This window comes from Halofilum ochraceum (assembly GCF_001614315.2).
In the GTDB taxonomy this organism is placed as follows: domain Bacteria; phylum Pseudomonadota; class Gammaproteobacteria; order XJ16; family Halofilaceae; genus Halofilum; species Halofilum ochraceum.
Genome location: NZ_LVEG02000004.1, coordinates 66,056 through 90,644 on the forward strand (window position 1 = coordinate 66,056; position 24,589 = coordinate 90,644).

10 protein-coding genes are annotated in these 24,589 nt (G+C 66.6%); 6 read left to right on the plus strand and 4 right to left on the minus strand.

Annotated features, from left to right (window positions below; genetic code table 11):
* Positions 1–39: 39 nt before the first annotated feature.
* Both A0W70_RS04460 and A0W70_RS04465 read left to right on the plus strand, forming a co-directional pair.
* Positions 40–7,743, plus strand: a complete 7,704-nt coding sequence (locus A0W70_RS04460; protein ID WP_067560891.1) for an NHL domain-containing protein — start codon at positions 40–42, stop codon at positions 7,741–7,743.
* A gap of 529 nt (positions 7,744–8,272) precedes the next feature.
* The gene (locus A0W70_RS04465) at positions 8,273–9,058 is read left to right on the plus strand and encodes a tetratricopeptide repeat protein (protein WP_175443066.1); all 786 of its coding nucleotides are present in this window, start codon (positions 8,273–8,275) and stop codon (positions 9,056–9,058) included.
* Positions 9,059–9,173: 115 nt separating this feature from the next.
* Here A0W70_RS04465 and A0W70_RS04470 read toward each other — a convergent pair whose 3' ends face one another.
* Genes A0W70_RS04470 through A0W70_RS04480 form a run of 3 tightly spaced genes read right to left on the minus strand, consistent with a single transcriptional unit; the run spans position 9,174 to position 13,527 of the window.
* A complete protein-coding gene (locus tag A0W70_RS04470) occupies positions 9,174–10,310 on the minus strand; it encodes a lipocalin-like domain-containing protein (RefSeq protein WP_067560895.1) in 1,137 nt (378 codons plus the stop codon).
* A 2-nt stretch (positions 10,311–10,312) separates the two neighbouring features.
* Positions 10,313–12,832, minus strand: a complete 2,520-nt coding sequence (locus A0W70_RS04475; protein WP_070988367.1) for an FtsX-like permease family protein — start codon at positions 12,830–12,832, stop codon at positions 10,313–10,315.
* The gene (locus A0W70_RS04480) at positions 12,829–13,527 is read right to left on the minus strand and encodes an ABC transporter ATP-binding protein (protein ID WP_067560897.1); all 699 of its coding nucleotides are present in this window, start codon (positions 13,525–13,527) and stop codon (positions 12,829–12,831) included. The genes A0W70_RS04475 and A0W70_RS04480 overlap by 4 nt, the downstream gene beginning before the upstream one ends.
* Positions 13,528–13,881: 354 nt before the next feature.
* Here A0W70_RS04480 and A0W70_RS04485 point away from each other — a divergent pair, with 354 nt between their 5' ends.
* Positions 13,882–14,424, plus strand: a complete 543-nt coding sequence (locus A0W70_RS04485) for a CDP-alcohol phosphatidyltransferase family protein (protein WP_067560899.1) — start codon at positions 13,882–13,884, stop codon at positions 14,422–14,424.
* A gap of 316 nt (positions 14,425–14,740) precedes the next feature.
* Positions 14,741–20,320: an excinuclease ABC subunit UvrA gene (gene uvrA / locus A0W70_RS04490; protein ID WP_067560901.1), complete on the plus strand. Its 5,580-nt coding sequence runs from the start codon at positions 14,741–14,743 to the stop codon at positions 20,318–20,320.
* 161 nt (positions 20,321–20,481) lie between these two features.
* Here uvrA and rsgA read toward each other — a convergent pair whose 3' ends face one another.
* A complete protein-coding gene (rsgA, locus tag A0W70_RS04495; RefSeq protein WP_067560903.1) occupies positions 20,482–21,528 on the minus strand; it encodes a small ribosomal subunit biogenesis GTPase RsgA in 1,047 nt (348 codons plus the stop codon).
* Positions 21,529–22,126: 598 nt separating this feature from the next.
* Here rsgA and A0W70_RS04500 point away from each other — a divergent pair.
* Together A0W70_RS04500 and cydB are read left to right on the plus strand one after the other, a co-directional pair.
* Positions 22,127–23,545: a cytochrome ubiquinol oxidase subunit I gene (locus A0W70_RS04500; protein ID WP_067560905.1), complete on the plus strand. Its 1,419-nt coding sequence runs from the start codon at positions 22,127–22,129 to the stop codon at positions 23,543–23,545.
* A gap of 6 nt (positions 23,546–23,551) precedes the next feature.
* Positions 23,552–24,553 carry a cytochrome d ubiquinol oxidase subunit II gene (gene cydB, locus A0W70_RS04505; RefSeq protein ID WP_067560907.1) on the plus strand — a complete coding sequence of 334 codons (1,002 nt, stop codon included), beginning with the start codon at positions 23,552–23,554 and terminating at the stop codon, positions 24,551–24,553.
* The last annotated feature ends 36 nt before the right edge of the window (positions 24,554–24,589 follow it).

Below are 24,589 nucleotides of genomic sequence, written 5' to 3' on the forward strand. Positions count from 1 at the left end.
AACAACGACCGGCCAGGAGAGGCCGCCGAGGTGAAAAACATGCCCGCCACTCGCACGTACCGCCGCGCGGTAATCCGCCCCACCTTTATCCTGGCACTGTTGATCGGCGTGCCGCTGCTCGTCGGTGCCGCCGGCAATGCGCCTTCCGACTCCGATAGTACCCCGGACAGCCTGTGGGCTGGCGGCAGCCGCGGTGCCGTCCAGCTGCTGGCTGCCGAGGGTGATCTCTTGCGGCATCTGCCGGGTCTCGGGCGCATCCCGGCGCTGGCGGTCGATCCGCGTCGCGGCCACGCCTGGATCAGCGACGGCAGTCATCTGGCGCGCGTGGCGTCGGACGGTACGGTCGAGTCGACTGTACCGCTGTCCCGGCCACACCACGTACGGGAGAGCCGCGAAAACGGTAGGGGCGACAACGGTTGGCGCCGCGGCCCCGGCTCGGATCGAAAGCATGGCAGGAGGCACGGCCGTAACCACAAACTGGCACGGGGCGTCTCCCGTGGCCATGGGCTTGGCGAGGGGCATCGCCTCCGTCTTCTGGCCAACCCGGCGGACGGAGGTGTGTGGGTTCTGAGCCGCCACCATGCTTGGCGTTATGACGCACACGGGGAGCACCAGGTCGATCTCGATCTGCGCCGCCCGGTCTTTGCCGCCACGATCGATACGGCTCGTGATCGCCTGTGGCTTGCCACGCCGGGTCGGATCATCGGCTACGACGCGGCCGGTACCGCGGTGGCGAGACTCGACTCCGTCCGCGGTTCGCACGTCCGCGATCTGGACTACGGGGCCGAGGGCGACGCTCTGTGGCTTGCGACACCGCGCGGCCTGCGCCGGCTTGCCGCCGCCGACGGGAGCACTGAAATGCGCCTGCGTGCACGGGGTCTCGACCGCATAGCGGCCGACGGCGCTGGCGGAGTCTGGGCCGCCAACGGGCACCGTCTGCTGCGCTTCGATGTCGCTGGCAACCGTCGCATAATGCTGCGTCACCCGCTCCAGCGTGGTCGCCTCGTCGATCTCGCCGCGAACCCTGCCGACCAGTCGCTTTGGCTGGCCGGGCGTTCCCGGCTCGTGCATGTAGGTGCCGACGGCGGAGTCGACTACCGCAAGCGCCTGCCGCGACGCGCCGCCCCGGGCCGGATCGCGGCGCTCGGCCTGTTTGCCGACCTCATAGCCCCCGAGCTCGCTATCGATCAGCCGGCCGACGGCGCCCTGCTCAATGACGTTCGGCCACCGATCGATCTGGCCTATGACGACGTCGGCGGCGGCGTTGACCCGACCAGCCTGAACATCAAGGCCAACGGCGGGCCGCTCGCCGTCGATTGCGATACCGGCACTGACGCTGCCACCTGCGTCCCCGTCAGTCCGCTGGATCAGGGGACCAATCAGCTCGCCGCGACTGTCGCGGATCACGCCGGCAACGAAAGCGACCCCGCCGATCTCACGCTCCGTATCGATACCGTGCCGCCGACCATTCGCTTCACCGGTGCACTGGTTCCGCAGTTTCTCACCAACGATCCGGCGCCGACGCTCACCGCCGAGTTCGACGAACCGGCCACCGTGACGCTCGACGGCAATACAATCGCCACCGACGTTGAACAGGTTGAGCGGGCCGTCGATCTGTCCGAGGGCGTCAATACCTTCGACCTCAGCGCCGCCGACCGTGCCGGCAACACCACCCAACGCAGCCTGACCGGAACACTCGATACCGTGGCGCCATCGCCCCCGGCGTCTGACGGTCTCTCCGTTGCCATCGACGGCAACGCGGCCACCGTCACCGGCGCGGCCGGTTCGGTTGAACCGGACGCCGCCCTCGTGATTACCAACGAGCGCACCGGTGCACGGGTAACCGTGATCGCCGATGCCGAAGGCGCCTTCAGCGCCACCCTGGCCGCCGAACCTGGAGATACCTTCTCGGTAACGGCGCGTGACGCTGCCGGCAACACCAGCGACTCGACCGAAGTCACAAGCGGTCCGGACGCGCCGCCGGACCCGGTCGACATCGCTCCGCCGCTGCCCGCAAAGGGAACGCCGCCGCTGGTCGAGCAGGTCTCGTTCCTGTATGAGGGCACCGAGCCGATCCAGCAGGGTGTCGCCCCGGACACCATCGATCCCGAGCGGGTATCCGTACTCCGCGGCAAGGTCCGCGATCGTCAGGGCCAGGCGATCCCGAATGTCGATATCACCATTCTCGATCGCCCCGAATTCGGTCATACCGCCACCCAGGCGGATGGCGGGTTCGACATGGCCGTCAACGGTGGGGGGCATCTCACCGTCGAATACCAAAAGGACGGCTACCTGCGTGTCCAGCGGACTCTCCGTACCGAGTGGAATGGCTGGTACCACGCCGACGACGTCGTGATGATCGAACTGGACGACAAGGTCACATCCATCGATCTCTCTGACGAAAGCCAGCCCTTCCAGGTCGCCCGCGGCAGCGAGGTCACCGACAGTGACGGCTCTCGCCGGGCGACCGTGCTGTTCCCGGCCGGCACCACTGCCGAGATCACATTGCCGGACGGTACCAAGAAGCAGCTCACCGAACTGGATGTCCGTGCCACCGAATACACGGTCGGCGCGACCGGTCCCGCCGCAATGCCCGGCGAACTGCCACCGGCAAGCGGCTACACCTACGCCGTCGAGCTCTCGGTCGACCAGGCCCTGGAGCAGGGCGTGAAGGTGGGCGGCAAGGACGTCACTTTCAGCGAGGCCGTGCCGGTCTACGTCGACAACTTCCTCGACTTCCCCACCGGTGAGCCCGTGCCCGTAGGCTACTACGACAACGACTCCGCCGCCTGGGTGGCGCACGAAGACGGGCGCATCGTAGAACTCCTCGCGATCGAGGACGGCCGCGCCGTGCTGGATGTCAGCGGCGACGGCGAGCCCGCGACCGCCGAAGAACTTGCGTCCCTCGGTATCGGCGACGCAGAGCGCACCCAATTGGCTGAGCTCTACGCCGTTGGCGACAACGTCTGGCGTTTCGCCACCAACCACCTCTCGACCTGGGACTGCAACTGGCCATACGAGCCACCGGACGACGCGAGGGAGCTGCGCGTGCCGTCACCGGAGAACGATGGCGAGGACGAGCCGCGCGACTCGGATGAGGAGAACGATTGCGACGGTTGCGTGATCAGCCCGCAGAAGCAGACCCTGGGCGAGTCCATCGACATCGCCGGCACGCCCTACAGCCTGCACTACAGCAGCGATCGTGCGCCGGGTTACCGCAGCAGGTCATTTATCGACATTCCCCTGACGGGAGATGATCTGCCTGCATCGATGCGCAGGGTCACCGTGGATATCAGAATAGCGGGCCAGCGCATCCGCAAGTCCTTCCAGCCGGCCAGCAACCTGAGCTATCGCTTCCAGTGGGACGGTCTTGATGCCTATGGTCGGTCGGTATCCGGCGCGGCCCGTGCGCGTGTCACCGTGAACTATATTTATCCATGTATGCCCCGCAGCGCCCGAAGACCATCCGGCTCCGGATCTGGTGGCGGGGGTGCCGCCAGCTTTGGCCGTTTTGCCACCGTGTTCACCGCGATCGGAACGCGCGAAAACTGTGAAGGTTTCAGCTTTGACCGTACCACCCGCCACTGGCTGTCCGGCCCGGCCAGGGCCAACCCGGACAGCGTGGCCGGGCAGTGGTCACTCGACGTTCACCATCGGCTGGATATCCGGGGCAAAACCCTGCACCGCGGCGACGCGCGTGATCGGGCGTACACGACGGACATCATCGAAACGATTTCAGGGACGGGGGACAGCGTGGCGGCCGGCGACGGTGGGTCCGCACTTGAGGCGTCGCTCGATTTTCCCCAGGGCCTCGCAATCGATTCCGCCGGGCGGCTGTATATCGCGGGCGCGGGCAGCGACCGTGTCCGCCGTATCGACACCGACGGGACGATCACCACGGTGGCCGGCACCGGCACAGCCGGTTCCAGTGGGGATGGAGGGCCCGCGAAGAGTGCGCGCCTCAACAACCCGGTCGATGTCGAAATCGGACCGAACGACAATCTCTATATCGCGGACCTCAACAACAAGCGCATTCGCCGCGTTGATCAGGACGGGATCATTCAGACCATAGCCCGGGTTGAGCGGTCTTTCGGGGTCGCAGTCGGGCCTGACCAGGGGGTCTACTATTCCGATCTGGACACCAGTCGCGTTTATCGCGTTGCGCCCGATGGAAGCATCGACACCGTGGCCGGCAATGGCGAGAACGAATACAGCGGTGACGGTGGCCCGGCCTCGCAGGCCGGTTTGGAGAGTCCCGGCAGAATCGCGTTTGATCCTGACGGCAACCTTCACATCGTCACGGTGGCTCGGGTCCGCCGCATAGCCGCTGATGGAACGATCGACACCGTTGCCGGGAACGGCAGCTACTTCGAATTCAGCGGTGACGGCGGCCCGGCCGTTGACGCTGCTCTCAATGGGCCAGGGGGGATCGCGTTCAGCCCTTCGGGCGAGATGTACATCGCCGATTCCTATAGCCAGCGAATCCGCAGGGTGGATGCACAGGGCACGATAGAAACCGTCGTCGGTAACGGCGACTACGGCTTCGGCGGCGACGGTGGCCCGGCGATCGATGCGACCCTGGGCACGGTGCAGGATGTCTTGTTTGGTCCCGCGGGGAATATGTATATAGCCGAATGGTTGAATGGCCGCATCCGCGAGGTCGGTGCCGGAGCCGTGGCGAAGACGGTCGATGGACACCGGATTCTGCCTTCGGCGGACGATCCCATGCGGCGTCACGTGTTCCGCGAGGACGGCAGGTTCCTTCGCAGCGAGTCAACCCTTACAGGGGAGACGATTGTCTCGATGACACGGGACCAGGGCGGGCGGCCCATCGATATTACCGACGGCGACGGCAACACCACCACTATCGAGCGCGATGCCGACGGTGCCGCCGAGGCCATCATCGGTCCAGACGGTCAGCGCACCGAATTGAGCATCGATGGCGCCGGCCACTTGACAGCCCTGACCGATCCCACCGGCGCTACCTGGTCGATAGAATACACGGACGATGGCCTCCTGACGCGCTTCCAGCGGCCCGGCGGGGCGGTCAACACCTTCACCTACGACGGACGCGGTCGCCTGCTCCAGGATGTCGATCCCAACGGCGGCGGCTGGCAGCTCGCCCGCACGCAACTCGAAGACGGTTATCGCACCGACATGACCAGCGGCGGGGGCCGCGTCCACCGCTTCACGACCGAGCGCCCGGACGACCGCAAGCGGATCTACACCAGCGAGGCCCCGGACGGAACGGTCACGCGACGTGTGCACACCGACATCGGGACTACCATCGAACGCCCGAACGGTACGACGATCACCACGTCGGAAGAACCCGATCCGCGTTTCGGTATCGGCGCGCCGTATGTCGCGGAACGCGACATCGAACTGCCCACGGGCCTCACGCTGGAGCAGACGACCGACCGCACGGCGGAACTGACCGACCCGGGCGATCCACTGTCGTTCGAGACCTTGATCGAGACCACCACCACGAACGGGCGCCCGCGCACCGCCGCCTATGATGGCGCCGCACGCAAATGGTCAATCAGTTCCCCCGAAGACCGAACCGTCACTACCACGATCGACGGGCAGGGGCGGCCGCTCACGCGATCCATCCCGGATCTCGCTCCGATCACCACCACCTACGACGACCGCGGACGGCCCGTTTCGGCGGAGCAGGGCGACGGTGCGAACGCCCGCACGACGAGCTTCAGTTATCACGACAGCGGTGATCAGGTGGGCTACTTGGCCTCGGTCACCGACGCCCTCGGGCGCACCACCGCGTTCGACACCAACGCCGCCGGCCGCGTCACCGAACAGACCCTGCCCGATGGCCGCCGCATCGGCTACCAGTACGACGCCCGCGGCAACCTGACGGCACTCACACCGCCGGGCCGCGACGCGCACGTGTTCGAGTACGACGGCCTCGACCAGCGTACCGACTACACCCCGCCCGACCTGGACGGGACGGAGACTGTCACCCGCTACCGTTACAACCTCGACCGCCAACTGACGGAGATCCAGCGCCCCGGCGGCGAAACCATCACCTTCGACCACGACGCCGGCGGGCGCCTGTTCGCCCGCCGCATGCCCGTCGGTGATACCCGCTACACCTACACGGCCGATACCGGACAGCTTGCCTCCATCCAGGCACCGGGCGGGATCGATCTGCAGTTCGAGTACGATGGCTTCCTGCCGACCCGGACAGCATGGATCGGCCCGGTGTCCGGCACCGTCAGCCGCCGCTTCGACAACAACTTCTGGTTGACCGAGGAAACCGTCAACGGCCAGCCCATCCCGTTCGATTACGACGACGATGGCCTGTTGATCGAATCCGGCGCGCTTGCCATCGACCGAGATGCAGCTAACGGCCTGGTCACCGGCACCACGCTGCAAGGCGTAACCGGAACCCGCACCCACAATCCCTTCGGTGAGCTCGCCGAGCGCGGCGTCGAGGTCGATGGCAACGTCACCTACGACGTCCGGTACACCCGGGACAAGCTCGGCCGCATCGTCGAGGAAACCGAGACCATCGCCGGTGAGACCACCACCCGGGCCTACGACTACGACGAGGTCGGCCGGCTGACCGAAGTCCGCGCCGATGGTACCCCCGTGCACCTGTACAGCTACGACGCCAACGGCAATCGCACGAGCCACATGGGCCCGGCCGGCACCCGTACAGGTGATTACGACGACCAGGATCGTCTTGTCGCCTACGGCGATGCCACCTACACCCACACTTTGGCCGGCGAACGGGCCACGAAGTCCACGCCCGAAGGAGAGACCACCTACGACTACGACGCCGCCGGCAACCTGCGCGAGGTGGTCCAGCCCGACGGCACCACCATCGAGTATCTGATCGACGGCCGCGACCGCCGCGTCGGCAAGCGTATCAACGGCGACCTCCAGCACGGCTGGCTCTACCGCGACCAGCTCAACCCCGTCGCCCGAATCGGCCCGAACGGCAGCGTCACCCACCGTTTCGTCTATGGCGACAAGGCGAACGTGCCGGTCTATATGGTCCACGACGGCACCACCTATCGAATCGTCTCCGACCACCTCGGCTCGGTCCGACTCGTGATCGACACGGAGTCCGGGGAGGTCGTGCAGCGGATCGACTACAGCCCGTTTGGCGACATCACGACCGACACGAACCCTGGCTTCCAGCCGTTCGGCTTCGCCGGTGGACTGCATGACGCGGATACGGGGCTGGTGCGATTCGGCGCACGGGATTACGATCCGGAGATCGGGCGGTGGACCGCAACGGACCCGATCGGGTTCGCGGGTGGCTCCACGAACCTCTACGGCTACGCCGTCAACGACCCGGTCAACTTCGTCGATCGCAATGGCAAGTTTGCCCTCAATGTCATTGGTTCGATAATCAACGGCACCGTCAACGCCGCGGTAGCAGCCGCGCAAGGGAAGAGTGCGACCGAGATCGTCAACCAGGGACTCGTCGGAGCGGCTACCGGGTTGATCAATCCAGCCGGCGCTGTGGGGCGGGCTGCAGTTGGCCTAGTCGGCAACATCGCCTCGCAGGCGGCATCCAAAGGCCCGTGTGAGAACTTTGACTTCTCGGAGGCCGCTACCGCTACTCTGCTGGGTGCTACTGGTTTGCCAGGTCAAGCCAATCAGGCGGTTCGTTCATTGAATCGAAATTCGCCTGTGGCTACGCAGATCATTGGAGGAGAAATTGCAGGATCTGTGACTTCGTCTGGAGTGACAATGGCCGGGGGAGCGGCATTCTAGATCGGGAAATAGGGACCGGAATGACCAGAAACATATTGATAGTATTCGTCCTAGCCGTTTCTCTGATTGGCCTTGGAATTGAGGGTGTTATTACAGGGGACGTGTTTGCGTTCGGAGCAAAAAGTACTCCAGGTGCAACCCTGGATCGTGAGCGACATACTGTTGGGTTCTGGTCGTTCGTGATTTTCTACTTTGCCTTCGGGGCGTTTCTCCTTTGGGGGGTCATGAAGAATGCAAAGAGTGCGAGCGAAGATAATCGACGCTGAGAAAGATAGTCCCAGAAGATCGGGGTCGGGGTAAAAACCAGATTCGGATTCGGAGTGGTTACGCTGACCTATGAATGCCGGTGAGTTGAAAGCGATGCCGGCACTCGAACAGGGAATTGGCTGCACTGATGACCGTGAATTGGCTCTGATCTTGATCTCGGTTTTTACTTTGGCCCCGAATGTATCAAGGCTCTCATCCCAAGAATCCAAGCATCATGGAAAAACAGGGAGGTGTGTACATGCGCTCGTGTATCCGGAGGGTAATGGTAACCATGGTCGTGATAATTATGACCAGTGGAGTGTATGTGCATGCCGGAAATATGGACCCGAAAAAGGCACTGCAATCCGTAGAGGCACATCCGTTTCAGTCGGACGTGTTGATGTCGTCGGTGGAATCATTGCAGGAAGCGATGAAGCAGACGCCCGAGGATCCATGGGTCTACCTGGGCGTTGCCAGGGCGTATCTGATCGACGGCTATCGGTCGGGGAGCCGGTTCGAGGCCGACAGTTTTTCGTCTGACTCCGTGGACAACGCCGGCCGGCTGGTCGAGCACGCATTGAAACTGGATCCGGAACTGGCCCGCGGATACGCGATGCGGGCGCGACTGCAGATGCTCGAAGGCGAGTATCGAAAGGCGTGGGATACCCTGAACAGGGCATACGAGCTTGACCGGGGTGATTTCAATCCATGGTATCTGATGGGGGTGTTGAACCGGTATTACGGGGAATATGAGCAATCGGCCAAGATGCTCCGGAAAGCTGAATCGGCGGCCGAGCATCCGTATCAGATGCGGTGGGTTTTTGATCAGCGAATCGATCTTGCGGAAGCGACGGATGATCCGGCGGAGGAGGAGAAGGTTCATCGGGAAGTGATTGCCACGTTTCCCGATCGTGCACACGGCTACGGGAACTATGGCGCATTCCTCCTTGAGCAGGATCGGTATGACGAGGCGATTGAGCGTTTCGAGACAGCACTCGACATTCAGCGTTATCCGTTGGCGGAGAAACAGTTGGCCAAGGCGCGGAGGCTGGCGGCCGAATCGCGCTGAGCAGACGTGAGTTCTGGGGGTGTGGCTCGAGGTGTTGGGTTTCCTTCGTCAACCCAACCTACGTTTCGGGCGAGGCAGCTCGATTCACCATGGGCGGTATGAGCCGGCCGGCCTTTCAACGACCGGAGGTATCTCCGTAGCCGGAGAGTTCAACATAGCCGCGGCCGATGGCGGCACCATCGCTGGTTACGTCGACAGCACCCTCCCAGTAGCGCACGGTGAGGTCGAGTTCCTGATCGGCGAGGATGGGGATGACAGTCAGGGTCCGATCCAGCGGTGCCACGTCGAGTCGCCACCGGGCGGGGTAGATGCCGCCGCGGGGACTTTCCCAACGGTCGAGGACTTCCAGTTCGAAATCGTTGTGGTCCATGCGCGTGACCTGGCCATCCGGGGCAACGACCGTGCCGGCCGACCACGGATCGGTAGAGCCGTCTTTTTCCCGCAGCCGATAGAGCATGATGTCGGTGCCGTCGTGAAGCTGCAGGGCGAACCAGTCCCAGCCTTCCTGATCCGGGCCGAGGGCGCTGGTGCTCCATTCGCGGTCCATCCAGGCGCTACCGGTGACCGGTAGTGTTTCTGCGGACAACGCGACTTCGCCTTCGGTCGCCATGCGCGTGTACGAGTAATACCAGGACGCGTTGCCCGGCGCGTCGCTTTTGTGCGAGAGGCCGTCGTCGCCCTGGAGGACGGGCCGCTTCCGCGGGTCGAACGTGAGGTCGACCGAGACGTCATCCGCCGCCGCCTGCAGGCGCCACGTGCCATCGGATTCCTGCGCCAGTTGCCAGTCCTCCAGCCAGACGCGCACCGGATCCCGTTCGGCGCCTGCGAGACCGATGTCGCCGCCACGGGAGAAGCGTTCGAAGGCGTGGAATTCATCGTTGGCGGCATCGGTGACGGCGAAATGGGCCATCCACCCCTGATTCGTCGCCCAGCGTGATGCGCGATCCCCCTCGCCGGGCGCGAGGCCGATGCGGAAGAGGGTGAACTGGAAGCCGAGGCGGCGGCCGTCCGGGCCGTCGAGGTTGCCGGTGACGTACCACCACTCGTTGCGGTAGTCGGGGTGCGGGCCGTGGTCGTACGGGAAGCGAAACTCGCGCTCGCCGGTCGCGCGTTCGAATCCGGGCGCGGCGTCGCCGCCCAGCGCGTCGCCGAGCGTATCGGCCCCGGTGTTGGTGGACTTGGTTTGATCGCCGCGGTCGCAGCCGGTGATGAGCGACAGCGCCAGGACGATCATGACAATCAGGGCACGCATGTTCATTCCTCCCGCAGCGCCGAGGCCGGTTCGACCCGGCCAGCGCGCCAGGCCGGCCAGGCGCCGGCGAGCAGTGCGGCGGCGACGGCGAGTGCCAATGCCTCGATCAGGACCAGCGGCGGGATGCTGGTCGCGATGCTCCAGCCGAAGGCGCGCTGGTTGATTACGTGGATCAGCACTTCGGCGAGTGCGAGGCCGAGCGGGATGGCCAGCAGGCCGGCGGCGAGGCCGATCAGGCCGGTCTGGCCGAGGACGTGGACGCGGATCTGCCTTGGTGTGGCACCGGTCGCGCGCAGGATGCCGAGTTCGCGGCCACGTTCGAGCTGCAGCGCCAGCAGCGCGGTCAGCACGCCGACGAAGGCGACGACCAGCGCGAGGGCGCGCAGCACGCCGGTGATGGCGAAGGTGCGGTCGAAGACTTCCAGCGACAGGCGCCGGATCTCGGCACTGCGGTTCAGGTCCACGGGGCCGGTGTCGCGCAGCAGGGTCCGGAGGCGCTCGGTGACCGTGTTGATGTCGGCCCCGTCGGCCAGGAATACGCCGATCGAGGAGATCGGGTTATCCGGCCACCAGCGGTCGTAGAGGTCGCGGTGCATCAGCACGATCCCGCGATCGGTGTTGTAGTCGTAGTAGACGCCGGCGATGGGGACTTCGCGCCAGCCCCGGCTGGTCTGCAGCCGGACCGTATCGCCCACGCCCGTTTCGTGGCGGCGGGCCCAGGGTTCCGTCACCAGTACGCTCTCGCCTTCGCTGAAACGCGGCCAGACCTGGTCCGGATCACCGTCGCGGAGGCGGATCGCGTCGAGGCTTTCGGGTGCGGGGTCGAGCGCCATCAGTGGCGTCGGTCCGCGCTCCGACTCGACCTCGACCCGCCAGCCGGTGGAGATCGAGCCGACGCCCTCGACTTCGCGCACGCGCGCCGCGAGGCCGTCCGGCAGCGGCGAGGAATGGCGCGCCGCCACGCGGTCGGGGCCGGAGAGGTAGATATCCGCGGCGAGGGTGCGTTCGAGCCACGCGGCGACGGTGCCGCGGAAGCTGTCGATCATCACGCCCACGCCGACGGTCGCCGAGAGGGCGATGGTGAGCGCGATGACAGCCAGCGCCGTGCGTGACAGCGCCGCGGGGATGCCCGCGGCGGCCATTCGGGCGAGCGGCCCGAACACGCGCCCGAGTCCGCGCCCGATAGGCGGCATGGCGACGCGCAGGATCTGCGGGATCAGGCAGGCGCTGCCGACGATCAGCGCGCAGAGCGCGAAGTAACCGGCGGGGAGGCCGCCTTCGGGCAGGAGCAGGGCGCCACCGCCCAGGGCGAGGATCGCGACGCCGGCGAGCGCCAAGCGGGGGACCAGCGCATGCGTGCGCCGTTCCAGCACCGAGCGGCGACCGGCGGTGTCGGGCGGCGAGCCGGCCGCCTCGGTCGCGGGGCCCAGCGCGCCGGCCAGCGCGGCGATGAGGCCCACGAGGGCGCCCTGCGCCAGCACGCCGGCGTCGATGAACAGTTCGCGCACGGTCAGCACGAAATACAGATCGTTGATCGTGCGCGTAACCAGATGGACCAGTCCGTGCGCCAGCACGATGCCGGCCAGCAGACCGGCCAGGGTGCCGGCCGCACCGAGCAGCAGCGTCTCGAGCACGATCTGGCCGAAGATCATGCCGCGGGTCGCGCCCAGCGCGCGCAGGGTGCCGATGAGCCGCCGTCGCTGGACGACGGTGAAGGTCATCGTGTTGTAGATCAGGAAGACGCCCACGACGACCGCGAGCAGGCCCATCGCGGTCAGGTTCGTGCGGAACGCGGACGTCATCTCGCGGGCCTGGCGATTGCGGGCCGCGGTGGATTCGAGGCGCAGACCGGCCGGGAGGTTGTCGGCGATGCGCTCGGCCGCTCGGGCGTCGATGGCGAGATCGATGTAGTCGATGCGCCCGATGCGGTCGAACCACGCCTGGGCATTGGCGATGTCCGCCACGGCGATACCGTCCAGCGCCGCCTCCTCGCGCCCCTCGCCCTCGATCAGGCCGACCACGCGCAGTTCATGCGTGCGCCCGGCGATCCGGGGCGTGATCGTGTCACCCGGGGCAATGCCATGCCGCTCGGCCGTCGGTGCGGCCAGCAGGATTGTGTCCGGCTCGGTGACCAGGGCGGCCAGATCATCGCCGCGTACATCCGCGAGGCGGCCCGCCGCCCCCGTGCCGGCCAGCGGGTCGATGCCGAGCACGCGCAGGGTCTCACCGCGGAAGTCGGCGAAGCCCTCGATGACCGGGGCACTCGAGCGGACGCCGCGCTCGATCCGCAGTTCGCGGTAGAAGTCCTCGTCGAGGCCGCGCGGCGGGCCGACGATGCGATGCGTGGCGTCGCCGGTCACGCGTTCCATCGACAGTTCGAACGCGCGGCCGGCGCTGCCGGTCGCGAGATCCACCGCGACCACGACGGCCACGCCGAGGGCGACGCCGACGAAGGCGAGGCCCAGCTGCCACGGATGCCGCAGCAGCCAGCGCAGGCTGGCACGGCGCCAGCGGGGGATCACGAAACCGCTTCCGGTGCCTGCAGGCGCCCATCGACCAGATGCATCACCCGGTCCGCGCGCGCGGCGACCTCGCTGCTGTGGGTCACCAGCAGCAGGCTGTGGCCGGCGTCGCGGACCAACCGGTCGAGCAGGTCGAGGACTCGGGTCCCGGTCTCGCTGTCGAGGTTGCCGGTCGGTTCGTCGGCCAGTACCAGCGCCGGTGAATGCGCGAGCGCGCGCACCAGGGCGACGCGCTGCTGTTCGCCGCCGGAGAGGCTGTCCGGCCGCGCTTCCAGCCGATCGCTCAGACCGACCTCGGCCAGAAGGGATTCGACGCGCTCGCGCGCGGCTTCATCGATGCGTCCGTCGAGTTCCAGCGGCAGCAGGGCATTGTCCAGGACGCTCAGCGTGTCGATCAGGTTGAAGAACTGGTAGACGAAACCGACGTGGCGCCGGCGCAGGCGCGTCCGCGCGGTCTCGTCCAGCGCCGCGATGTCCTTGCCGGCGACGTGGATGTGGCCTTGGCCCGGCTGCGCCAGGCCGGCCGTGAGATTGAGCAGGCTGGATTTGCCGGATCCGCTGCGCCCGAGGAGCGCGACCGTTTCTCCACGCGCGATCGTGCCGTCAATGCCGTGCAGAACCTCGTGTCGCCGACCGGCCTCGACGTAGCCGTAATGGACGTCATCAAAGACGACGATGGGGTCCGTTGCCGTCATGCCGTTGTGCTCCGTCGAGTCCGTGCCGATGGGAACATCATGTTCGTCCCGTGTTCGCCGGCGGGATTCGCGCCGCGGGGGCCGGATGCGTTTACCGTCTGGCGATGGTTACGGTCATGGTAGCGGTTCGGGGCGATCGCGGGGCGGGACGATGCGCGGGTGGCCGGTGGCCGTGGTGCGCCAGTGCGCGTTGATCGCGAGCAAGCTCGCTCCTACAAGGGGGGCATGTCGTGGCGGCTTGCTTGCGATCGCTTCACGCGTGTCGGCGCGCCGTGCACGGCCTACAATGCATGGCGGGCCGGGCGCTCCCGGTCGTGGCGAGCGATGGAATGAAGTACCTGCCGAATATACTCAGTGGACTGCGCCTGGCGGCGACGGGGCCGCTGCTGGCTGGCGCTCGCATGGTTCGGGGAGGCCACGGCGTTTCTGGTCGTGCTGTTGCTGGCGATCCTCTCGGACGGCATCGACGGCTGGATCGCCCGCCGCTTCAATGCCTACAGCGCGCTCGGTGTACGTCTGGATTCATTGGCCGACTACGCCATTTACATCATCATCCCGCTCGGCGGCTGGTGGCTGTGGCCGGAACTGGTCAAGCGCGAGGCATTCTGGTTCGGGCTGGTCGTGATCGGTTATGCGCTGCCGGGCGCGGTCGCCCTGCTGCGCTTTCATCGCCTGTCTTCCTACCATACCTGGTCGGCGAAACTCGCCGTTGGGCTGCTCTCGATCGGGTTCCTCGTCCTCTTCGCCGGCGGTCCCGCCTGGCCGCTGCACATCGGCGCCCCAATCGCCCTGCTCGCCGGTATCGAACAGACCCTCATCACCCTCATGGCTGACCGGCCGCGTGACGACCTGCCGAGCATCGTTCACGCAATCCGGTCACGGGCCGAGCGCGTCTGACCGTGCGAGTGAGGTCGAAAGGCGTTTTCACGCAGAGCCGCAGAGGCCGCGGAGGAAGAGAGAAAAGCAAATGCGGGAAAAGGGACCGGACCACCCCGAACCGTCGCGCATAAACGTAATCCGTTCTCGCCGTGTGATCCCCGCCTTCCTTGCGCGCTCTGCGGCTCTGCGTGAACCGATTTTCAGCCCGTATCCGGGCCAACGTCGCATGATCACCGGGGAAAGCCGTTGGTCGGGGCACCCTGGTGAATCCCGGAACGCTTCGACGGAGAAGGGTGAATCTCCTATCCTTGCCTACCCCTCGCGGACAGCACCCATGACGCACGAGATCATCCGCCTGCGCGGCGCGCGCCAGAACAATCTGAAGAACCTGGACGTCGATCTGTCGCTGGGTGCGCTGACCGTCATCACCGGGCCCAGCGGCTCGGGCAAGTCCTCGCTGGCGTTCGATACCGTCTACGCCGAGGGCCAGCGCCGCTACGTCGAGACGTTTTCGCCCTACGCCCGCCAGTTCCTCGACCGCATGGACAAGCCGGCGGTCGACTCCATCGAGGGCATCCCGCCGTCGATCGCCATCGACCAGACCAACCCGGTCAAGAACTCGCGCTCGACCGTGGGCACGATGACGGAGCTCAACGATCATCTGAAGCTCCTGTTCGCGCGCGCGGCGCGGCTCTACTGCCAGGGCTGCGGCCGCGAGGTGCGCCGCGACAGCGCCGACGACATCGTCGCCGATCTGCTCGACCGCGGTGAAAGCGCGCGCGCCGTGATCGCGTTCGACGTGCCGCTCACGGGCGACGTCGCCGAGGACAAGGTGCGCGCGGAACTCGACCGCCAGGGCTTCACGCGGGTCGAGACCGTGGACGGCAACGTGCTGCGGGTCACGCGCGACCGGGTGCGCCTGGTGGCGGACAACCGCGATCGGATCACGGAAGCGGTGGAGGGCGCCTTGGGTGCCGGCCAGGGGCGGGTGAGCGTCTTCCCGCTGGACGACGACCGCGAACCGACCGACCACTGGCGGTTCTCGGAGGGCCTGCACTGCCCGGACTGCGACCGCGACTACAGCGACCCGATTCCCAACTCGTTCTCGTTCAACTCGCCCATGGGTGCCTGTGGCGAATGCCGCGGCTTCGGACGCGTGATGGGTATCGACTACCGCCTCGTCATCCCGGACGAGCACAAGTCGCTGGATGGTGGCGCCATCAAGCCGTGGCAGACGGAGACGTATGCCGGCTGCCAGCGCGACCTCATCAGCCATGCACGGCGCGCGGGCGTGGCGACGGACATCGCCTGGAAGGATCTGCCGCAGGCGGACCGGGACTGGGTCATCCAGGGCGATGACGACTGGAGCTGGTCCTCGACGCGCGGTGGCTGGTACGGCGTCCAGCGCTTCTTCGACTGGCTCGAATCGCGCTCCTACAAGATGCACGTGCGCGTGCTGCTGTCGCGCTACCGCTCCTACGACGAGTGCCCGAGCTGCCGCGGCGCGCGCCTGAAATCCGAGTCGCTGCAGTGGCGGGTCGGGACGAAGGAAGACGCCGACGCCGTCCTCGCGCCGAAGGAGCGCTTCATGCCGACCGGCGCGGCGTTCTCCCGCGCGCGGCTCCGAGCGCAGCCCGGGCTCAACATCGCCGACATCATGGGCCTGCCCCTCGGCCGCGTGCGCGAACTGTTCCAGCGCCTGCACCTCCCCGCGCCGCTGGACGCCGCTTCCGATCTGCTGCTGGACGCGATTCGGGCGCGCACCGATTACCTCGTCGACGTCGGCTTGGCCTACCTGACCCTGGACCGCCAGTCGCGCACGCTCTCCGGCGGCGAGGTCCAGCGCATCAATCTCACCACGGCGCTCGGCACCTCGCTGGTGAATACGCTGTTCGTGCTCGACGAGCCGAGCATCGGCCTGCACCCACGCGATATGGACCGCATCATCGGCGTCATGCATCGCCTGCGTGACGCCGGCAACTCGCTGCTGGTGGTCGAGCACGATCCGAAGGTGATGCACGCCGCCGACCAGGTGATCGACATCGGCCCGGGGCCGGGTGAGCGCGGCGGCGAGATCGTCTTCCAGGGCTCGCCGGGCGAGCTGCTGCAGTCCGAACACTCGCTGACGGCGGACTACCTTACCGGCCGGCGCCGGGTGGTCGAACACGACGCCGTGCCGGAGCAGGGGACGGCGAGCGCGCCGAAGGCCAGCGAGTGCCTGCGCATCCGCGGCGCCGCCGAGCACAATCTCAAGCGCATCGACGTGGATCTGCCGCTGCAGCGCATGGTGGTCATCACCGGCGTCAGCGGTTCCGGCAAGTCCACGCTTATGGAAGATGTGCTCTATCGCGCGCTCAGCGAGCTCAAGGGGCATCCGCGCGAGGTGCCGGGCGCCCACAAGGCGATCTCGGGGTACGAGCACATCGACGATGTCGTGCTCATCGACCAGTCCGCCATCGGTCGCACGACCCGGTCCACGCCGGCCAGCTACGTTGGCGCCTTCGATGTCATCCGCAAGGTCTTCGCGGCGCAGCCCGAGGCGAAGGCGCGCGGTTACACGCTCGGCACGTTCAGCTTCAACGCCGGCAACGGGCGCTGCCCCACCTGCGGTGGCAATGGATTCGAGCACGTCGAGATGCAGTTCCTCTCGGACGTCTACCTGCGCTGCCCGGACTGCGACGGCCGCCGCTTCCGCCCGGAGATCCTGGAGGTCACGCTCGCGCCGTCGATCGGCTGCGACACCGGGCCGCGCTCGATCGCCGAGGTGCTGGAGATGACGGTGAGCCAGGCGGTCCAGTTCTTCGCCGACTACCCGGACGTGCTGCGCGGGCTGGAGCCGCTGCAGGCGGTGGGCCTCGGCTACATGGCCCTTGGCCAGCCGGTGCCCACGCTCTCCGGCGGCGAGGCGCAGCGGCTCAAGCTCGCCGGCCATCTGGCCAAGGCGGGCGGCCGCCGCGGCGAGTCGCTGCTGTTCATCTTCGACGAGCCGACCACCGGCCTGCACATGGACGACGTCGCGACGCTGCTGCAGGCGTTCCGCCGCCTGCTCGACGCCGGCCACTCGCTGGTGGTGATCGAGCACAACGAGGACGTGATGGCGGCGGCCGACTGGATCATCGACCTCGGCCCGGAAGGCGGGGATGCCGGTGGCGAACTGATCGCCGCGGGTTCGCCGCAGGCGATCATGGCCGAGCCGCGCAGCCACACCGGCCGCGCACTGCGGGCGTACCTCGGTATCCCCGCCGACGACGACCTGGGTGACGAGTCCCGTGTCGCCGCCCTGCAGATGCGTGAGGCGCAGGCGGTGGCGGATGGCGGCACGCCGGCCGCGCTGCCCGATGCCATCGCCATCCACCACGCCCGCGAGCACAACCTGAAGAACGCGGACATCCGCATCCCGCGTGATCGGCTCACGGTGCTCACGGGCCTGTCCGGTTCCGGCAAGTCGACCGTGGCCTTCGATATCGTCTTCAACGAGGGCCAGCGCCGCTACCTGGAATCGCTCAACGCCTACGCCCGGCAGTTCGTCCAGCCCGCCTCGCGCCCGGATGTCGACGCGGTGTTCGGCATCCCGCCCACGGTCGCCATCGAGCAGCGCACGAGCCGCGGCGGACGCAAGTCCACCGTCGCCACGATGACCGAGGTTTATCACTTCCTGCGCCTGCTGTTCGTGAAGCTCGGGACGCAGTACTGCCCCGAGTGCGACGTGCCCATTCAGGAACAGACGCCGGAGGCGATCCGCGCGCGCATCATGCGGGACGCGCGCAACCGCAAGGCGACCCTGCTCGCGCCGATGGTGGTCGCACGCAAGGGTTATTACACGGATCTCGCGACCTGGGCCGGGAAGAAAGGCTTCGCGACGTTGCGGGTCGATGGCGAATACCAGCCCACCGACAACTGGCCGCGCCTCGCCCGCCACCACGAGCACGACATCGATCTGCCCGTGGGCACGCTCAAGGTCAACGCGGGCATGGAGGACGAACTCGACGCGCTGATCGCGCAGGCGCTCGAGTTCGGGCAGGGCACGATGAAACTCGTTACGTCGAAGGACGAGACCATCCTCTCCACCGAGCGCGCCTGCCCGTGCTGTGGCCGCAGCTTCCCGGAACTGGATCCGCGCCTGTTCTCGTACAACTCCAAGCACGGCTGGTGCGGGAAGTGCTTCGGCACGGGCCTCGCGATCGCCGGTTTCGATGAGGAACAGACGGGCGAAGAGAACGCGTGGCTGGAGGAGGAAGAGGACGGCGAGCCGCGCACCTGCCGCGCCTGCAATGGCCGCCGCCTCAATCCCGATGCGCTCGCCGTGCGTTTCCGCGACTGGTCGATCGCCGACTACACCGAGCTGTCCGTCACCCAGGCGGAGAAGCTCTTCCGCAAACTGAATCTCAAGGGGCGCGACGCGGAGATCGCCCGCGACATCCTCCCCGAGATCCGCGCCCGGCTGGACTTCCTGCAGCAGGTCGGCCTCGACTACCTGAGCCTGGACCGCGCCGCGCCGACGCTCTCCGGTGGCGAGGCACAGCGCATCCGCATCGCCGCCCAGCTCGGCTCCAATCTGCAGGGCGTCTGCTACGTGCTGGATGAGCCCACGATCGGCCTGCATCCGCGCGACAACCGGATGCTGCTGGACACGCTCGACCGGCTGCGCGGCAAGGGCAACACCATCCTCGTGGTCGAGCACGACGAGGAGACCATCCGCCGCGCCGAGCATGTCATCGATCTCGGCCCCGGCGCGGGCGTAAACGGCGGCCGCGTGGTGGCCGAGGGCACCGTGGACGAACTCGTCGCCAACCCGGACTCGACGACCGGCCGGGCGCTCGCCGATCCCATCCGCCACCCGCTGCTGGAGAACCGGCGCACCGACGCACCCGAGCAGGCGGTCACCGTGCGCGGCGCCGACCTGCACAACCTGCAGCACATCGACGTCACCGTGCCGCTCGAACGCCTGGTCTGCGTCACCGGCGTGTCCGGCTCCGGCAAGAGCTCGCTGGTGCGCGGTGTGCTGCACGACAACCTCCGCCGCCTCACCGCCCAGCGCAAGGGCCGCAAGCCGAAACCGCTGGGCTGCGAGGCCATCGAGGGCTGGAAGGAACTGGACCGCGTGCTGGAAGTCGACCAGACGCCCATCGGCAAAACGCCCCGCTCGTGTCCCGCCACCTACATCGGCTTCTGGGACGACATCCGCAAGCTGTTCGCGCGCACGGAAGAGGCGCGCCTGCGCGGCTACGAGGCGGGCCGCTTCTCGTTCAACACGAAAGACGGCCGCTGCCCCGGCTGCGACGGCCAGGGTTACAAGCGCCTGGAGATGAACTTCCTGCCCGACGTCTCGGTGCCCTGCGAGGTCTGCAATGGCGACCGCTTCACGCCGGAGACGCTGGCGGTGACCTACAGCGGCAGGCATATCGGCGAGGTGCTGAAGATGAGCGTCGACGAGGCGGTCGACTTCTTCAGCGCCCATCCGAAGATCCACCACGCCCTGGAACTCATGCGCGCGGTCGGCCTCGGTTACCTCACCCTGGGCCAGCCGAGCCCGACGCTCTCCGGCGGCGAGGCCCAGCGCATCAAGCTGGTCACCGAACTCGCCAAGGCGCGCCCGGACCTCAAGCGGCAGAAACAGCCGCACACGCTCTACATCCTCGACGAGCCCACGGTCGGCCTGCACATGGCGGACGTCGAACGCCTGATCCGCGTCCTCCACCGGCTCGTCGACGCCGGCCACAGCGTCATCCTCATCGAGCACAACCTCGACGTCATCGCCGAGGCGGACTGGCTGATCGACCTGGGACCGGAAGGCGGTGACGCCGGCGGCAAGGTCGTGGCGGAAGGCCCGCCCGAGAAGGTCGTGAAGACGAAACGCAAAAGCGAGACTGCGCGCGTGCTGAAGGGATTCCTGGCGGAACGGCGGTCGGAATGATGGTCAGCAAAGGTGCGCGCGTTCGCTTCGCGAAAACGCGCCTACGGTCCATCCGGGGTTCGTAGGCGCGTCTTCGCCGAAGGCGAATGCGCGCATGCACCCGCACCGCGCCATAGTCGCTGGACGACTCGTTCCAGATCCCTGCCGCCAGCTGCGCCCGCTCAGTCGTCGTTGCGCTGCCAGCGCCCTGTCCGGCGCATCTCGCCCTGCGCGGCGGCAAGCCGCTCGAAGTTGGTCAGGCGCTCTTTGCTGATGGCGCCGCGATCCACTGCCGCCAGGAGCGCACAGCCCGGCTCATGCTGGTGTGAGCAGTTGCGGAAGCGACATTGCCCCACCAGCGGTTGCAGCTCGATGTAACCGCGCAGCAGTTCCTCCTTGTCGACGTTCCACAGGCCGAACTCGCGAATGCCCGGTGAATCGATCAGGTCGCCGCCGTTCGGTAAACCGAGCAGCTGCGAAGCCCGGGTGGTATTGCGCCCGGTACCCGATTGGGCCCATAACGCACCGGTTTTGGCGCCGGCATCGGGGAGCAGGGCGTTCATCAGCGAGGATTTGCCGACGCCGGATGGCCCGACCAGGGCGCTGGTGCGCCCGGCGAGTTGTTCTTTCAGCTGCGCGATACCCGTGCCCTCGGTCGCCGAGACCTCGATGACCGGATAACCGATGTGCCGGTAGATGGCACACAGTTCGTCCAGGCGCGGGCGTGCCTTGTCATCGATCAGGTCGGCCTTGTTGAGAATCAGGCAGGGCGGCACGCCACTGAGTTCCGCGGCCACCAGATAGCGATCCAGAAACTCGCTGGACGGTATCGGCAATGGAGCAAACACGAGGAAAAGCCGATCAAGGTTGGCGGCAACCGGTTTCAGCCTGCCGTACCGGTCCGGTCGCCGGATCACGTTGGTACGCGGGTCCAGCGCCACGACGACGCCGTCACCCTCGTTCCGCGCCGATTGCCAGCTCACGTGATCGCCGACGACCAGTTGATCGAGACTGGCTCGGAGGTGACAGCGATAATGCCGCCCGCCTTCGCCGCGGACTTCGACCTTTCCACCATGGTGTGCCGTGATGAGGCCGGGACAGGGATCGGCGAGGTCGGTCGCCACATCCGCTTCCTGTGCCGCCAGTTTCCGACTCGATCGGTTCTGACGCTCTTCCTCGATCTTGGCCAGACGCCAGCGTTGCCGCCGGTTCCGTTTCTCATTGCGCACGCCGATCTACCCGGAATAGCTTCACCTGCCCATGATCGTACGCTAATGGCCCATGAGAATTCGGCGACAGCATGAGGTGGGCGCGAATTTCCCGGCCAGCATCCGTCACGGCACAGGTACCGGCCCTCGGCTGAAACAATATCCTCCCGGATCGCTTGCAGGACTCCCGGACCCGCGCCCGACGGTAGCGGCCAGTCGACCAGTAGTGCCCCGCACTTCCCCGGCGACGCCGCCAGCGCCGACGAATGCGGCGTGAGCTGGCGGGCGTTGTGATCGCGTGGCGGCGATCATGTACAGTGCAGGGCAGGGATACGGCCCGCACTTTCGCCCGCGGCAGTCCGGACTCATGGCGCGGCGGGGGCGGCGTGAAGCCCCTTGGAGCGACATGGATGGGGCCTGGATCCATGCGCGCCGAATGTGCGAACAGTGAGATGCGGCGCGACCGTGAAAACCGCGGGATTTGATCAGGATCAAGACGCGATCACGCTCATGCGTATCATGGGGCGGCGCGAGACCCGCGGGGCGCCGGGATTCTCCTGCGCGTGCGAAGCCGAGCGGCTCCGCGTCGATGACCGGCTCATCTGCCTGAGGTAGTCCGATGGAACTCGATCCACTGCTGCTCTCGCGAATCCAGTTCGCGTTCGTGATTTCCTTCCACGCCATCTTCCCGGTATTCACGATCGGGCTGGCGGCCTATATCGCGGTGCTCGAGGGCCTGCTCTTCCGCACGGGCAACCCCGAGTGGGAGCGGCTTTCGAAGTTCTGGACCAAGGTCTTTGCCGTCGTCTTCGGCATGGGCGTGGTCTCCGGCATCGTCATGGCCTTCCAGTTCGGCACGAACTGGAGCAATTTCGCCTACGCGTCGGCGAATTTCCTCGGGCCGGTGCTGAGCTACGAGGTCGTGACCGCATTCTTCCTGGAAGCGACCTTCCTCGGCGTTCTTCTGTTCGGTCGCGACAAGGTCCCGAAAGGCGTCCATCTGTTCTCGGCCATCATGGTCGCGGTCGGGACCCTGATCTCGTCCTTCTGGATCCTGTCCGCCAACTCGTGGATGCAGACGCCGGCCGGTGTCGAGCTGCAGAACGGGATGTTCCAGATGACCTCCTGGGGCGAGGCGATCTTCAACAGCTCGTTCCCGTATCGCTTCTCGCACATGGTGGTGGCCTCGTTCCTGACCGGCGCCTTCGTGGTGGCCGGCGTCAGCGCGTGGTACCTGCTCAAGGGCCGTGAGGTCGACCTGAATAAACGCGCGCTCTCCATGTGCATGTGGCTGATCCTGTTCATCGCGCCGCTGCAGGCGGTCATCGGTGACCTCCATGGGCTGAATACGCTCGAGGAGCAGCCGACCAAGCTGGCCGCGATGGAGGGGCACTGGGAGTCCAAGGCCGGGGCCCCGCTGATCCTGTTCGCGATCCCCGACTCCGCGGACGAGACCAATCATCTGGAAATCGGTATCCCGTACCTGGCCAGCATTATCCTCAAGCACGACGTCGACGGAGTCGTCCCCGGTCTCAAGGACGTGCCGGCCGATGAGCGGCCCCCAGTGGGTCCCACGTTCTGGTCGTTCCGTGTGATGGTCGGCATCGGCCTGTTGATGATCGGCGTCGGGCTCTGGGGGGCGTGGCTGCGTTTCCGCGGTCGGCTCTACGACCAGCCGCTGTTCAAGCGCGTGCTGGTCGCGATGATCCCGGCACCGTTCATCGCCGTGCTGGCCGGCTGGTTCGTGACCGAGATCGGCCGCGCGCCGTGGCTGGTCTATGGCCTGATGACCCAGGCCGAGGGCCTGACGCCGTCACTGACGGGTGGCATGGCGCTGTTCACGCTGATCGGCTTTATCGTGGTCTACAGCGTCGTGTTCGCCGCCGGGCTCTACTATCTGGTGCGCATCGTGCGTACCGGTATGGAAGAGGTCGAGGCCCATGACGAGCATCCGGAACACCATCGCGCCAAGCGCCCGTTCTCTGCGGCCGACGTTCCGCTCGAAGGCGACAGTGGCGCTCCGGCGACGGCGAGGTAAAAGACGATGGAACTGATCGATCTGACTCTGATCTGGGCCGCCATTATCGGCTTCGGCGTCATCATGTACATCCTGATGGACGGGTTCGACCTCGGCGTCGGGATCCTGTTCCCGTTCGCGCCGAGCGAAACCTCCCGCGACATGATGATGAACTCGGTCGCACCGGTCTGGGACGGCAACGAGACCTGGCTCATCCTGGGCGGTGCGGGCCTGCTCGGCGCGTTCCCGCTGGTCTACACGGTATTCCTGCCCGCGCTGTATATCGGCGTGTTCCTGATGCTGGCCGGGCTCATCTTCCGCGGCATCGCCTTCGAGTTCCGTTTCAAGGCGAACCAGTCGCGCTACCTCTGGAACTGGTCGTTTTTCGGCGGCTCGCTGGTCGCCTCGTTCGCCCAGGGCGCCGTGGTCGGTACGTATATCCAGGGCTTCGAGACCGAGGGCTTCGTCTACGTCGGCGGCGCGCTGGACTGGCTCACGCCGTTCACCGTCGTCACCGGGATCGGCCTCGTTGCCGGTTACGCGCTGCTGGGTGCGACCTGGACGATCATGAAGACCGAGGGCCAGACCCAGGAGTGGGCCTACCGGCTGGCACCGAGACTGCTGGCCGCCGTTATGGCGATCTTCGTGATCATCAGCATCTGGACGCCGCTGGTCGATGAGTTCGTCGCCCAGCGCTGGTTCGGTCAGCTGCACGTGTTGTGGGTGCTGCCCGCCGGTGCGGTGCTGCTGGCATGGATCCAGTATCGGGCGGTCCAGAAGCGCGAGGAGATCACCCCCTTCGTCACGACGATGGGCATCTTCATCTGCGCCTACCTCGGCCTGCTGGTGAGCAAGCTGCCCTACATCGTGCCGCCCGACCACACCCTGTGGGACGCGGCCTCCGATCCCGGCTCGCAGCTGTTCCTGCTGATCGGCGTGCTGTTCGTGACTCCGGTGATCCTGGCGTATACCGCGTGGACATACTGGGTCTTCCGGGGCAAGGTGACGCCGGATTCGGGGTACCACTAGGTAACCTCTGCTGCCTGGAAGTCCTGCAGTTCGGGG

Excerpts from the sequence above, each read along its gene's own strand:
- A0W70_RS04465 (WP_175443066.1), top strand. The coding sequence starts at position 8,273 with ATGGTAACCATGGTCGTGATAATTATGACCAGTGGAGTGTATGTGCAT.
- A0W70_RS04460 (WP_067560891.1), top strand. The coding sequence starts at position 40 with ATGCCCGCCACTCGCACGTACCGCCGCGCGGTAATCCGCCCCACCTTT.
- uvrA (WP_067560901.1), top strand. The coding sequence starts at position 14,741 with ATGACGCACGAGATCATCCGCCTGCGCGGCGCGCGCCAGAACAATCTG.
- cydB (WP_067560907.1), top strand. The coding sequence starts at position 23,552 with ATGGAACTGATCGATCTGACTCTGATCTGGGCCGCCATTATCGGCTTC.
- A0W70_RS04480 (WP_067560897.1), bottom strand. The coding sequence starts at position 13,527 with ATGACGGCAACGGACCCCATCGTCGTCTTTGATGACGTCCATTACGGC.
- A0W70_RS04500 (WP_067560905.1), top strand. The coding sequence starts at position 22,127 with ATGGAACTCGATCCACTGCTGCTCTCGCGAATCCAGTTCGCGTTCGTG.
- A0W70_RS04470 (WP_067560895.1), bottom strand. The coding sequence starts at position 10,310 with ATGCGTGCCCTGATTGTCATGATCGTCCTGGCGCTGTCGCTCATCACC.